12 protein-coding genes are annotated in these 14,222 nt (G+C 33.3%); 8 read left to right on the top strand and 4 right to left on the bottom strand.

The features are described 5' to 3' along the window. Window positions 1–92 precede the first annotated feature (92 nt). Genes A2530_RS11595 through A2530_RS11585 form a run of 3 tightly spaced genes read left to right on the top strand, consistent with a single transcriptional unit; the run spans window position 93 to window position 3,476 of the window. A complete protein-coding gene (locus A2530_RS11595; RefSeq protein WP_294885217.1) occupies window positions 93–335 on the top strand; it encodes an OadG family protein in 243 nt (80 codons plus the stop codon). A gap of 8 nt (window positions 336–343) precedes the next feature. Further along, a complete protein-coding gene (locus A2530_RS11590) occupies window positions 344–2,146 on the top strand; it encodes a biotin/lipoyl-containing protein (RefSeq protein ID WP_294885218.1) in 1,803 nt (600 codons plus the stop codon). A 4-nt stretch (window positions 2,147–2,150) separates the two neighbouring features. Continuing rightward, a complete protein-coding gene (locus A2530_RS11585) occupies window positions 2,151–3,476 on the top strand; it encodes a sodium ion-translocating decarboxylase subunit beta (RefSeq protein ID WP_294885219.1) in 1,326 nt (441 codons plus the stop codon). 67 nt (window positions 3,477–3,543) lie between these two features. On the opposite strand, the gene A2530_RS11580 is transcribed toward A2530_RS11585, so the two are convergent. Together A2530_RS11580 and A2530_RS11575 are read right to left on the bottom strand one after the other, a co-directional pair. Continuing rightward, window positions 3,544–5,082, bottom strand: a complete 1,539-nt coding sequence (locus tag A2530_RS11580; RefSeq protein WP_294885220.1) for a response regulator — start codon at window positions 5,080–5,082, stop codon at window positions 3,544–3,546. Window positions 5,083–5,106: 24 nt separating this feature from the next. Continuing rightward, window positions 5,107–6,048: a chemotaxis protein gene (locus tag A2530_RS11575; RefSeq protein WP_294885221.1), complete on the bottom strand. Its 942-nt coding sequence runs from the start codon at window positions 6,046–6,048 to the stop codon at window positions 5,107–5,109. Window positions 6,049–6,175: 127 nt separating this feature from the next. Between A2530_RS11575 and A2530_RS11570 the strand changes: the two genes are divergently transcribed. The 5 genes from A2530_RS11570 to A2530_RS11550 are packed head-to-tail and all read left to right on the top strand — an operon-like array spanning window position 6,176 to window position 12,018. Further along, window positions 6,176–6,973 carry an HlyD family secretion protein gene (locus A2530_RS11570; RefSeq protein WP_294885222.1) on the top strand — a complete coding sequence of 266 codons (798 nt, stop codon included), beginning with the start codon at window positions 6,176–6,178 and terminating at the stop codon, window positions 6,971–6,973. After that, window positions 6,966–8,699, top strand: a complete 1,734-nt coding sequence (locus A2530_RS11565; protein ID WP_294885223.1) for a molybdopterin-dependent oxidoreductase — start codon at window positions 6,966–6,968, stop codon at window positions 8,697–8,699. The genes A2530_RS11570 and A2530_RS11565 overlap by 8 nt, the downstream gene beginning before the upstream one ends. Then, on the top strand, window positions 8,696–9,880 hold the full coding sequence (locus tag A2530_RS11560) for an aspartate aminotransferase family protein (protein WP_294885224.1): 1,185 nt from the start codon (window positions 8,696–8,698) through the stop codon (window positions 9,878–9,880). Before A2530_RS11565 ends, A2530_RS11560 begins: the two co-directional genes overlap by 4 nt. Beyond that, on the top strand, window positions 9,837–11,039 hold the full coding sequence (locus A2530_RS11555) for a TolC family protein (RefSeq protein ID WP_294885225.1): 1,203 nt from the start codon (window positions 9,837–9,839) through the stop codon (window positions 11,037–11,039). Before A2530_RS11560 ends, A2530_RS11555 begins: the two co-directional genes overlap by 44 nt. After that, complete coding sequence (locus A2530_RS11550) at window positions 11,029–12,018, top strand: SAM-dependent methyltransferase (protein ID WP_294885226.1); 990 nt, start codon at window positions 11,029–11,031, stop codon at window positions 12,016–12,018. The genes A2530_RS11555 and A2530_RS11550 overlap by 11 nt, the downstream gene beginning before the upstream one ends. An 8-nt stretch (window positions 12,019–12,026) precedes the next feature. Here A2530_RS11550 and A2530_RS11545 read toward each other — a convergent pair whose 3' ends face one another. Next, window positions 12,027–13,130: a glycerol-3-phosphate dehydrogenase/oxidase gene (locus A2530_RS11545; RefSeq protein WP_294885227.1), complete on the bottom strand. Its 1,104-nt coding sequence runs from the start codon at window positions 13,128–13,130 to the stop codon at window positions 12,027–12,029. A gap of 4 nt (window positions 13,131–13,134) precedes the next feature. After that, complete coding sequence (locus A2530_RS11540; protein WP_294885228.1) at window positions 13,135–14,217, bottom strand: type IV pilus twitching motility protein PilT; 1,083 nt, start codon at window positions 14,215–14,217, stop codon at window positions 13,135–13,137. Window positions 14,218–14,222: the final 5 nt, after the last annotated feature.

Below are 14,222 nucleotides of genomic sequence, written 5' to 3'. Positions count from 1 at the left end.
ATAATTTTTTAAAATAATAAGAAAGGCAGAATGGTTTTTTTACCTTTTTTATACTACAATACCGCGAAACATGAGAAAAAGGGTATATTATAATGGAAACTAACCTTGTAGTAGAGGGCTTTAAATTTTTAGTTATCGGAATGGGAACCGTATTTTTGTTTCTTGCGTTTATGATATTTATGATGGGTATTATGTCAAATATTGTGCATAAATTCTTTCCTGAAGTTCAACCAAAATCGGTTTCTTCAGCTCAAAATACTCAAGATGCTCAAAATAACCAAAAAAAAATAGTCGCAGCTATTACGGCGGCAATTAAACATCATAGAGAAAGTTAAGGATTAGCATGGCTAAAAAATTTATAGATATAATGGATACAACCTTTAGAGATGGTTTTCAGTCAGTTTTTGGCGGTCGCGTTTTAATGAATGATTTTTTTCCTGCAGTTGAAGCGGCAAAAACTGCAGGAATTACGCATTTTGAGTTTGGCGGTGGCGCTAGATTTCAATCTCTTTATTTTTATTTAAGAGAAGATGCGTTTGAGATGATGGATAGATTTCGTAAAATTGTAGGACCAGATGCAAATCTTCAAACGTTAGCTCGTGGTGTAAATACGGTAATGTTAGATACCGGTTCAAAAGAGTTAATAGATTTACATGCAAAAATGTTTAAAAAACACGGTACTACGACTATTAGAAATTTTGATGCATTAAATGACGTTGAAAATCTAAAATATTCTGGAGAGAGAATAACTCATCATGGGTTAAAACATGAAATTACTGTAACTATGATGGATTTACCTCCAGGATGCTACGGTGCCCACACTGTAGAATTTTATGAGAAAACACTTCGTGAAATATTAGATAGCGGCATACCTTACAGCAGCATCTGTTTTAAAGATGCATCCGGCACTTCAAGTCCTCAAAAAGTTTTTGAAACTATTCAAATGGCTAGACGTTTAATTCCTGAAGGAACACATTTAAGACTTCATACTCATGAAACTGCAGGAGTTTCTGTTGCAGCATATATGGCTGCACTTGAAGCAGGAGTTGACGGTATAGATATGGCTGCAGCACCTGTTAGCGGTGGAACAAGTCAGCCGGACATACTGACTATGCTTCATGCTACAAAAGGTATGGATTATGACCTTGGCGGACTTGAGATAAATAAAATATTAACTTATGAAAAAGAGTTACAATCTTGTCTATCAGACTATTTTATGCCTCCTGAAGCAACAATGGTTTCTCCGATTATTCCATTTTCTCCAATGCCTGGCGGTGCTTTAACTGCAAATACTCAAATGATGCGTGATAACGGCATTATGGATAAATTTCCTGAAGTTATTGCTGCAATGACGGAAGTTGTTGAAAAAGGCGGTTACGGAACATCTGTAACGCCTGTTTCACAGTTTTATTTTCAACAAGCATTAAATAACGTTATGCAAGGACCATGGAATGCTATTGCACCAGGTTATGGAAAAATGGTGCTTGGATATTTTGGTAAGACTCCTGTCTCACCTGATCCTGAAATTGTAAAAATTGCTTCAGAAAAACTAGGATTAGAACCTACTACGGAGAAGGCTCTTGATTTGGCAAATGCAGATGAGAGCAAGTCTTTAGCTACTTGGATAAATAGGCTAAAAGAGGAAAATATCGAAATAACAGAAGAGAATATTTTTATAGCAGCAGCTTGTCAGGATAAGGGTATCGCATTTTTAAAAGGCGAAGGCGAATTAAATGTTCGTAAAATATCGAATATGAAAAAAGAAAATGAAAAAGAAGAAGGACGTGGAAGTATGGGAAGCGGAAATTATACTGTAGTGGTAGATGGTCAAAAGTTTAGTGTTCAAGTAGCAGAAGGTGATGCAAACATTCAAGTTACTGCAGTTGAAGGAGAAAGCGTATCAACACCGTCTCCTGTAAAAACATCAGGTAGCGTACTTGATATAAAAGCACTTTTACCGGGTAGTGTTTGGAAAATTGTAGCTAATCCGGGGCAAAGTGTGAACGAAGGTGATGTGATTATGATTTTAGAGTCTATGAAAATGGAGATAGACATAGTAGCACCAAAAGGCGGTGTTGTAAAATCTATTAATGTTGCTACAAATGATAAAGTAGTTGAAGGTCAAGTTGTAGCAGTAATAGGATAAATATATGAGATTCTTTGTAATAAAACTAATTGCACTGCTTATGTTTTTAACTTTAGGCAGTATTAATGCAAGTGAGCAGGGGGTTTCTGCCCAATCTTCTACTCATAAAGAAGAGACTTATAAAACTAGACCATTTTCTGAAATGATAAGTGGATTTTTAGAATCTACCGGTATAAATGCTCTTGTTAATCCAAACCCTGATGAATTGGATTCTCATGGTAATAAAATGAGTGATTTTCATAAGTCTTGGGGTAGAGTAATAATGATTCTTGTTACATTTTTACTTTTTTATCTCGCAATTGCAAAAGGTTTTGAGCCTTTGCTTCTGCTGCCTATAGGTTTTGGTGGACTTTTGGCAAATATTCCAATTGCCAATATGGCTGGTCCAGACGGATTTTTAGGAATAATTTATCATATGGGATTGTCAAATCAACTTTTTCCAATTTTAATTTTTATGGGTGTCGGTGCAATGACTGACTTTGGTCCATTGTTGTCAAATCCTAAAACAGCGCTTCTTGGCGGAGCTGCACAGTTTGGAATATTCGGAACATTGGTTGGAGCAGTTGCTCTTGCACAATATACGCCGTTTTTTGACTTTACTTTAAAACAGGCTTCTGCTATCTCTATCATAGGTGGAGCTGATGGTCCAACATCAATTTTTATAGCTACCCAACTTGCGCCCGAGCTTCTTGGTGCAATTGCAGTAGCTTCTTATTCATATATGGCAATGGTTCCGATTATTCAACCTCCAATTATGAAAGCGTTAACGAATGATGCCGAGAGAAGAATAAAAATGAGTACCATGAGACATGTATCTCGCTTAGAAAAGCTAGTTTTTCCAATTATGGTTCTAACTCTTGCTATTTTGGTTTTACCTGATGCTACGCCGCTGATTGGTGCGTTTATGTTTGGTAATTTTCTAAAAGAGAGCGGTGTGGTTGATAGACTTTCAGACACAATGCAAAATGCTCTTATCAATATAGTAACTATATTTTTAGGTTTAGCAGTAGGTTCTAAACTTGCATCTGACCAGTTTTTAGTCGCTGATACATTGGCTATTTTAGCACTTGGTATTATTGCATTTTCAGCCGGTACTGCCGCAGGTGTTATTATGGCAAAAATAATGAATATGTTTCCTGGTAATAAAATAAATCCATTAATTGGTTCAGCAGGAGTTTCTGCAGTTCCTATGGCTGCTCGTGTATCTAATAAAGTAGGTATGGAATACGATAGAAATAATATGCTTTTAATGCATGCTATGGGACCAAATGTTGCAGGTGTAATCGGTTCTGCAGTTGCTGCGGGTGTCCTTATTTCACTGTTTCAATAAATTATATCTTTCTTACATGTTATATTCCCTTCTTGGGAATATAAATTTAAATCTCTCTTAAAGTTACTTATATGCTGTAATGGTTATCTATTTGTGAGTTAATATCAATTGATTTAAATTCACGGATAAGCTCAATCTGGCGATGAGCTAAGTATTCTCTTAAATTATTTATATTTTTGTTATTAAGTTCATATAATAAAACAATATTATAATCACGTTTATTTTCATCAATTCTATACACGGATGCTTCAATATTGCTAAAAGAGAGTGGTTTACCTTTTAATTTCAAGCTAATGAACATTTTGATTTTTGTGCCAATTTCTATTCCTGCGGGTAGGGCATTGATTTTTAGTTTTACTGACACTTCAGATATGTCCATAATATAAGTATCACCTGGAAATTTTATATTTTTATAATAAAGTGTAGATACATGGTTTGCATCAGGCTCTAAGCGAATATATTTTCTATCAGCCGCACTTCTTGATGCAAAAGAGATGTCATCAATAATTATAGTCTGATTATCAGAATCAACATTTTTAATAGATTTACATATAACATCTTTTGGGAATACTTCAGAAGTAACCGTCATTAGCTTTGCTAGACGTATAATCTTTAGTTGAGTATTTACTGTTTTTAATGTAAAATTTTCATTATTAATATCCACAATAACGGCAGGATTGACTATAGTCAGTCCTTTATAAAAATTGTGTATTTTAACTTCGGAGGAGTTTTCTTTTATAACTCTTAATAGAGATAAAATAGACATTTTATCTTTGGATGTTGCATCATGTTTTGCTGCATCTAAATCAAAAAGGGCCATTAAATTTAATTCTGTAACATCGTCAAAAGAGAGTATATAATGTTTATCTCTTTCAGGTATTTCACGAAGCTTCAATATTAGATGTCTTTTTTCACCCTTGTAATTTTCAATTTTAGTATGAAAGAGTCTGCCTGGGTTTTCTATTGCGGTATCTACCCATGTTGAAGATGGAGTTGAATATAAAAACTCTTTATGTTCAAGCAGTAATTTATCAATATTTTTGTATTCATCAATAAATTCATCCAGATTAGAAATGCCAAAAAATTCATTAAAACGTTTATTTACTAATATAAATTTATTATTGTGCATCATTATAACTATATTATTTTGATAATTAAAAATGTTTTGAAGCTGTGTTAAAAAAATATCACCATCTTCTTCTTTGTTGATAGATATCAGAGTGTCGTAAAGAGCATCCATAAGCTCAGGAATTTTTATAGGCTTATGTAAATAACGAAAAACAGATAGATTGATTGCCGTATAAAGATCCTTTTTTTCATCATAAGCAGAAAGAATAATAACTTTACATTTTGGCTCAACGGCTTTAATCTTTTTCATCATCGTAAAGCCGTTAAGCTTTGGCATATTAATGTCTGTTATAACAATTTTTGGTCTATTTTTAATGTATTCCTTATAGCCCTCTTCACCGTCATGTGCTATATATACTTTTTCAAAAATTTTACTTAAAAGAGTATGCATATTTTTTGAGAGACCTTCATTGTCCTCAACATACAAAATGCCAATTTCTTTTGAGAGGCTTTTTATTGCTTCTATTCGTTCATTCATACTATTGTTTTATTTTAAAGTATTTTAAGCGTTCATAATTTCTATAATTAAAGGAATTATATTTTGACTCTTTGTTTTGGCTATAAATCCGTCTGCTCCTAGAACTTCAGCTTCTCTTTTATTGTTTTGGCCTGTCATAGAGCTATTTACTATTATAGGTATATTTTTTGTCTTTAAATTATTTTTTAAGATTTTAACAACGGTAAAACCTGACATTTCAGGCATCTCAATATCAGTAATGATTGCAGGTATATTTGAGCAACTATCACCTAGCGACTCTACATAATCTATAAGTTGTTTTCCGTTCTCAAATATTTTTATAGATAAATTTGCATTATCAAAAATTTGTTTTAAATGTTTTTGTGCAGTTTTTGAATCTTCAGCAATTAGTACTGTTCCGTTTTTTAATTTACTAGGTATTACTATATCTTTTAAATTAGCTTGTGATTCAAGTATATTTACCATAGCATGAGGAATAACGTCTGCAAGCAACTTTTCATAATCTAAAACAAGACAAAGACTTCCATCTTCAAGTCTAGTATCGTTAATAACAACGTTGCTATCTCCGACTCTATAGCTATCTGGGGCATGCATCTCATTCCAATTTTTCTTTACTACTCTAAAAGCAGACATAATTCTAAGACCTATTGTAACACCGTTAAAATCACAAACAAGAATATTTGATTTTTTAATCTCTTCTTTTGTTAACGTCACTCCAAGCCATAATGGAAGATTGAGTATAGGAATTTGCATTCCGCGAAGAACTATAGTACCTTCAAGCATGTTATGTGAAGATGGTATCTGAGTCATAAAATGGTTTTTTGATTCTACGACCTCACGTGTTTTAAAAACATTAATAGCATAATAAGCAGAATCAGTTTTATTACTAATTCTAAATACTAGAAGCTGCACCTCATTGTTCTTTGCTAAATTTGTAGCGGCATCAACTTTATCTAAGACAGACATTTCAACCCTTTAATGAATACTTGCTTAATGGTACCAAAAATATAATGAATTATGATTGAATGTTAATAATGAAATGGTAAAATATCCATAATTATAAATAAGGGAAACCTTAGTGAGGGTGTTATTAATGAAAGTTATTGCAATTATTTTGCTGATGTTTAGTTTTTCGTATGCCAAAGTGTATTATGCCAAGGTGGAGCCGATTGAAGTAAGAAGCATATCCTCTAATGTTTCAGGGTTGGTGGTTTATGCAAATGAAAATCTTATAGGCAAGAAGCTTTCATTGGAACCTTATATACAAATAGATTCAGAAGTAGATGAAAAAGACCTTGTTTTGACAAAAGAGAAGTTAGTATATCTTGAAAATACTATAGAAACTAATCAAGCTATTTTAATTAATTTAGAAGATTCACTAGCTAAAAAAAGAGAAAACTATAAAAAAATAGAGCCTCTGAAATTTAAATCATCTGTTGAAAAAGATAGGGAATTTTATGATTTGATAACAAGTGAAAACTTATATCTAAATACAAAAAAAGAGGTACAAAGTTTAAAAATTCAAATAGCAGATTTAAAGTTAAGAAAAATTCAGCTTGAGAGAAGTATAAAAGATAAAAATATAGTAGCACAAAATTTTGTTCTTTATGAAATGCTTGTAAAACCCGGTCAAGTAGTAGGTGTTTCAACTCCTTTGGCTAAAGTAGCAGATACGTCTAAAGCATTGCTTACGGTATATTTAGATGAACCGGATGTTGTTAATGCTAAGAAAAGTATTATTTATATAGACGGCGAGAAAACTTTATATCAAGTTTCAAGAGTTTTAAATATTGCTGATGGTAAAAATATATCAAAATATATGGCTCAAATAATTATAGATTCTCCAGCGCTTTTCTCAAAACTTGTTAAGGTAGAGCTAAAGAATGAGTAATATTACGGCATGTCCGCTAGACTGTTATGATGCATGTGAAGTAGTTTTTCAAGACGGAGTGTTAAAAGGTTTAAAAAGCGGATATACAAACGGTTTTTTATGTCCGCATTTAAACCATTATGAAAAATTTTTATCTATACAAAAACCGAGATACAAAGGTAATGAGATAAGTATTGAAGAAGCTCTTCTAATACTAAAGGAGATGATATACTCATGCAATAAAAATGAGGTATTACATTATAGAGGAAGCGGAAATTTTGCTTTGATGCAAGAGGTGACCGACCATTTTTTTGCTTTATACGGTGCTTTTTTAACTGATGGGACTTTATGCGACGGTGCAGGTGAAGCCGGAATAATACAGGGTAGAGGCAGTAATAAAAATATGCCTATAACCGAGGTTGAAAAATCAGATGTAGTAATATTTTGGGGTAGAAATCCGCATACTACATCTAGTCATATTTTACCGCTTATAAAAGATAAAACTATTATTGTTATAGACCCTATTAAAACAAAAATAGCTAAAATCGCAGATGTTCATATCCAATTAAAACCGCATACGGATATTTTTTTAGCCATGATGCTTAGTCGCTTCTTGCATATTGAAAATGGTTGTGATTTGGATTTTTTAAAATCACATGCAAGTGAATTTGAGGATTATTATGAACTTACGCAAGGCATAAGAATAAAGGCAATTCTTGAACATATGGATGTGTCTTTGGGTCAAATCGGAGATGTTCTTAGGTTGGTAAAAGATAAAAAAGTTGCAATTGTATGCGGTGTCGGAATTCAGAAATATAGTGACGGAGCAGACGTTATGAGAGCAATAGATGCCTTTGCGGCCATGCTTGGTCTTTTTGGGAAAGAGGGGTGCGGTGTCAGTTATCTTGGTTCATCAAGAGAAAATATCACTTCGCCTTTTAATAAAAATGCCACAAGGGTATCTAAAGTCAATACTGAGTTTAGCGACTATAAGACAGTTTTTATTCAAGGTTCAAATCCTATTGCGCAAATGCCTGATTCATTAAGGGTTAGAAAATCTATTTCACATGTACAAAACGTAGTTTATTTTGGGTTATACGAGAACGAAACAAGCGAAATAGCAGATTTAGTTATACCTGCAAAAAGCTTTTTGTATAAAAATGACGTAAGAACTTCATATTCTCACAATAAGATGTCGTTTATGCCAAAAGTTGCCGATAGTGATGCGGGAATAAGCGAGTATGATTTAAGTGCTTATCTGTGTAAAGAATTTGGAGTTGATATTGAAAGTGAAGAGTTTTATATAAAGCATTTTAAAAATTTTGCAATCCAGAAAATTGACGGCTCATGGTATGTTGAAGGCAGAGATGATGTACCTTATAAAGAATGTTTTGACACAAAAACAAAAGAGTTTGTTTTTTTAGATGAACTAGACTCAAAGATAGACGAAGATGATGGCTTTTATCTTATTACATGTAAGAGTCAAACAAGCCTAAACTCTCAGTTTAACCGCCAAGAGCATGTTTTTCTTAACAGCTCTTTAGGCTTTAATGAAGATGAGATAGTTAGTATTGTTTCTGTTAATGGGAGTGTTGAGTTGAGAGTTAAACATAACGATAATCTGCGTAATGATTGTATTTTGATTTATAGCGGTACAAAAGGCGTAAATAATTTAACGACTTCAAAGCACTCATTAAGCTCAAAGAGTGCAATATTTCAAGAAAACAAGGTAGAAATTAAGAGATGAATAATATAGTTGATTTAGATAAAAAATATGTTTTGCCGACCTATGCAAGAGCCGACGTTGAATTTGTAAGCGGAAATAACGCAAGACTGGTTGATGCAGAAGGTAAAAATTATATTGATTTTGCTTCCGGTATAGCTGTTGTTAGTGTCGGACATGCAAACAAACGAGTAAATGATGCTATTTGTAAACAGCTCTCAAACATAACGCATACATCAAATCTTTACTACATAGCCCCTCAAGCACGAGCGGCACAAAAAATCGTTGAAGCAAGCGGATACGATATGATGTGTTTTTTTGGAAACAGCGGAGCAGAAGCAAACGAGGGAGCTATAAAGATAGCTAGAAAATTCGGCGAAAAAGACGGAGAGGTAAAAAGATATAAAGTCATAACTCTTCAACACTCTTTTCACGGAAGAACAATTACGACCGTAAAGGCAACAGGTCAAGAGAAAATGCATAACTACTTTGGACCGTATCCTGACGGATTTGTTTATGCAGATAATATAAATCATGTAGAATCTCTGGTTGATGAGCATACATGTGCTGTTATGATAGAGCTTGTTCAAGGTGAGGGCGGAGTTCAGCCTCTTGATAAAGATGATGTTCAGAAGCTGGCAAAATTTTTAAAATCAAAAAATGTTCTTTTAATTATCGATGAAGTTCAAACGGGAGTCTATAGAACAGGAAAGTTTTTAGCATCAAACTATTATGGTATCGAGCCTGATGTCGTAACGCTTGCAAAAGGGCTTGGCGGCGGAGTTCCAATAGGTGTTGTTATGACAACTCTAAAAGATGTTTTTAGTGCGGGAGATCATGGTTCTACGTTTGGCGGAAATTTTTTAAGTACGACGGCTGCATGTGAGGTAGTTGATATTTTAAATGAGATGAATGAAAGCGGCGAACTTCAAAACGGTATAGACTATTTTGATAGTGAATTGGAGAAGTTTTACACTGCTCATAAAGATATTTTTACGTCAAAAGTCGGTATTGGAATGATGTGCGGTCTTCGCGCAAAAGATGCTGATACGCTTACAAAAGTTATCTCAAATGCAAGAGAAGAGGGAGTTATAGTTTTAAAAGCAGGGCGTGATACGCTTAGACTTTTACCTGCCTTAACAATTACGAAAGAGGAAATAGATGAAGGTTTTAAATCCCTTAATCGTGCTGTCTCTTCTTTGTAGTTCGCTACTACTTTCAGATGAAAAGTTAGATAGTTATATCTCAACAAACAAAAAAGAGCAGTTTGATTATGATTATAAAAAAAATGAAGCCGAGAGTTCAAAACTTCGTGATTCGTGGATTGCTCCTTTAAATTTAAACTACGGATATACAAAAAGCGACCCTTATGGAAGTGAACAGACAGCAGAGAGTGCTGCTATAAGAATGGATCAGCCGATTTTTCAAAGCGGCGGAATTTATTATGGCATTAAATTTGCACAGGCATCTAAAGTTTATGCCAACTATTCGATTGACGTTGTTAAAAGAAAGTTGGTAAAAGATGCAATTTCACTTTTGATGCAGATTAAACAGATGAATCTTAAAATAAGCAAACAAAATTTAGTAATTAAAAACTCTGAGATTAACCTTGCACAAAAGAAAGAGGACTACTTAAACGGACAATTGGATTCAGGTTTTTTAAATAGTGCAATTATAGATAGAAATGTTGTTGTACAAGCGCTTTATGATATACAGACAAATAAAGAGAGGCTTATTTCAAAATTTCATGTTATTAGTGATATTGATTATGAGAGTGCATTTATACCGAATCTAAAACTTTTAACAAAAGAGCAGTTCTTATCTAATAATATAGTTATTAGCTTATCAGATAGCGAGTTAAATAAAAACAGATATGCAGCTGATGTAACCGTTGCAAAATATCTTCCAAAAGTTAATTTTGTTTCAGGATACAATTGGAGCAAAAGCAATAGTCCGTTTCAGTTTGGCTCAAATGAAAAAAACTATTATGATTTTGGATTTAAAGCTACAATGCCGTTTGATATAAATACATTTAGAGATGTAGAATCATCAAAAATAAGCTATTTGAAGTCTGAGCTTATGATTGAAGATAAAAAAAGAGAACAGATAGCTATTTTTGAACAAGTCATGCAAAATATAGAAAACTTTGAGAAAAAAAAGCAGCTTAGTGTTGAAAACCTAGAGTTGTATGAGATGTTATTATCAGATACACAACAGCTATATTCTGCAGGATATAAAACTAAGTATGATGTTGAGTTGTTGAAAAATTCCGTTGAAATTCAAAAAAGTGATATAAATATTTATGAGATAGATAAACAACTTGAACTGTTAACTCTGTATGAAATGTATAAAGATGAACTTTAGCGAGTATATGAGTGAGTGGCTATATGGCAAAAACGGTTATTATACTACTTATAAAAATATAGGAAAAGAGGGCGATTTTTATACCTCTGTAAGTACCAGTAAGTTTTTCGGCGGAACAATTGCCAAGCATATTATCTCATTGGTTGATGAAGGTTTCTTATCACATGACGGTGTTGTATGCGAAATAGGTGCTCATCACGGATACTTCTTAGCCGACGTTATAGAGTTTATATATACTCTTAGACCTGCGCTGCTTTCTACTTTAAAGTTTGTAATAATTGAGAGATTTGATTCGCTTCAAGAGTTTCAAAAGAACTATTTTAAAGAGAGTTTTGGCGATGCCGTATCTCTAACGCACTATAAATCACTTGATGAGTTAAGATGTGAAAATGCTTTTTTTATAGCAAATGAGATATTTGATGCATTCCCTTGCGAACTTTATTATAAGGGCAAAACAGCGAGAGTTGAAGGGCATACGATTGAGTTTGATGTAGAAAACGAATCGGTTAAAAATAAAGCTGATAAATATCATAAAGACAGAGGTGAAATTGCCGTCGGATATGAGGAGTTTGCTTTAAGCATGGCTTCTACATGTAATAAGTTTGAGTTTATGAGTTTTGACTATGGAGAGATGCTCTCTCGACCTGATTTTTCTATAAGAGTTTATGCAAAACATGAAGTTATTCCTTTTTTTGATGAAAATATTAAAAGAGATGAGCTGTTTTCAAAGTCTGATATTACCTATGATGTTACATTTGAACATGTAAAAGATGCATTTATTCAAGCCGGAGTAGAATTTATAGAGCTTAAAGCTCAGATGAGTGCGCTTGTAAATATGGGAATCTTAGAGTTATTAGAAATACTGAAACAACATGTACAAGAAAATATTTATAAACAAGAGCTTGAAAAGGTAAAAATATTAATACTGCCTAACTTTTTAGGCGAACGTTTTAAAATGATAAGATTTAGAAAAAATTAATATTTTTATCAACCATTTTTTGTCAACATTTCAACTGCTTTTTTTGCTAAAGAAGGAAAAGTCGTAAGCTTTCCGCCATATACATGTAATATCTTATTTTGTCCGATATAATGCAAATCCAGTTTATACTCTCTAGACATACGAGTTGGGTCTTTTTGGCTTTTTATAAGAGGTCTTACGCCGATATATACATCTTTTATATCTTTTCTTTTTAACTCAGTTTTTAGATATCTGTTGCTCTCTTTAAGCAGATACTCTATATCTTCATTATTTATTTTTATATCGTCTATTTTTGACTCTTCGCTTCGCTCGGTTGTACCTATAAGAGTTGTATCTGCTTGTGGAATAATAAAAAATACACGTTTGCTTGTTGTTTCTAATATAAGCGGATTTGGAACCAGAACTTTATCTATGACAATATGAATACCGCTGAGTTTTTCTATAGTATATGATGAAGGCAGATTAAATTTTGTATTTATCTCATCAATCCATGCTCCTGCTGCATTGATAAGCAGGTTTGTTTCAACTACCCCTTTATCTGTTGTCAATCTGATTATGTTATTGTCTAAAAAAAGTGTTTTTATTTCTGTCTCTTCAACTATTTCTACTTTGTTATCTTTAGCTTGTTGCGCTATTTTATTTGTAAGGGCATAATCATCCGTTTTTGCATCAAAGTATCTAAAAACCGCTTTTAAATTATCTTCTTTAATGTACTTAAACTCTTTAGTAAAATCTTTTATTGATACTGCAGATGCCTTTTGTCCGTGCTTTGCAAAAAAACTGTAAAGCCATAATCCAAAACGTATCATCCATATAGGGCGTTTGGAATTTTGATATATAGGGAGATAAAAACTGCAAAGTTTGACTAAATCCGTATAGGTCTCTAGTAGATATTTTTGATCACGCAGAGCTTCTCTTACAAGAGCAAACTCAAAATGTTCAAGATAACGAAGTCCACCGTGTATTAGTCTTGATGAGTGAGATGAAGCCCCGTATGCAATACGGTTTTTTTCAAGTACAAGTACGGTTTTGCCAACTGCTGCCAGCTCTTTTGCAATTGCAACGCCGTTGATACCTGCTCCAATAATAACAACATCATATTGAGTTCTCATTTTATTATAAATTACTAAGTACTCTTAAAAACTCTTCAGGTCTGTTTGAACTGGCTATTGCAGTTTCTTTTGTTATAATATTTTTTCTCAGCAGAGTCAAAAGCTGATCATTTTGAGTAGTCATGCTTGTCTCGTTTTGGTTTAATTGCATTTGAGAGTAAATTTGATGAATTTTATCTTCTCTAATTAGATTTTGAATAGCAGGGTTTGTTATAAGCACCTCTTGCGTTGCAACTACGCCGCCGCCTATTTTGGGCATGAGTGATTGCGAAACTACACTAATAAGCGAAGATGCAAGCTGTGCTCTTACTTGAGACTGCTCTCCTGCATCAAAAACATCAATAATACGGTTTATTGTTGAAGGCGCCGAATTTGTGTGTAGTGTCGCAAAAACTATATGACCGGTCTCGGCAGCGGTTAGTGCTGCTTCAATTGTCTCTTTATCTCTCATCTCCCCGATTAGTATAACATCAGGGTCTTGTCTTAGAGCAAATTTTAAAGCTGTTGCAAACGATTCCGTATTTGCTCCTACTTCTCTCTGAGAAAAAAGAGATTTTATATTTGTGTGTATAAACTCAACGGGGTCTTCTATGGTAATAATATGCTTGCTTTTTGTTAGATTTATTTCATGTAACATTGATGCAAGAGTTGTTGACTTTCCGCTTCCGGTAGGTCCTGTTACAAGAATTAATCCTTTCTCTTTTTTGACTAGCTCTTTAAATATAGGATTATTATTAAATTTTGCAAGTGGCGGTATCTCTATTGGAATCATACGAAAAGCACAAGCAATACCGGCTATCGTTCGATAGTAGTTTGCACGAAAACGACCAATATCTTCTAACTCAAATGAAAAATCAAGTTCGTTTTTATCTTCAAATATCTTTTTTTGCTTGTCCACTATAAGTGCATAAGCCATCTCTTCGACTTCTTTGGCGGTTAAAACCGGAAGATTTAAAGGTTTTAATGACTTATCGATTCTTATTTGCGGTTCACTTCCCGGAACAAGGTGCAAATCTGAAGAGTTGAAGTGTAAAACACTCTTTAACAATTTTTTAATATCAATCGGCTGTTTTGTTTCACTATTCATAATAA

The organism is Sulfurimonas sp. RIFOXYD2_FULL_34_21 (genome assembly GCF_001830805.1).
Lineage (GTDB): Bacteria > Campylobacterota > Campylobacteria > Campylobacterales > Sulfurimonadaceae > Sulfurimonas.
Note: the sequence above shows the minus strand (reverse complement) of the source record. Positions and strands in the feature narration are given on the sequence as shown.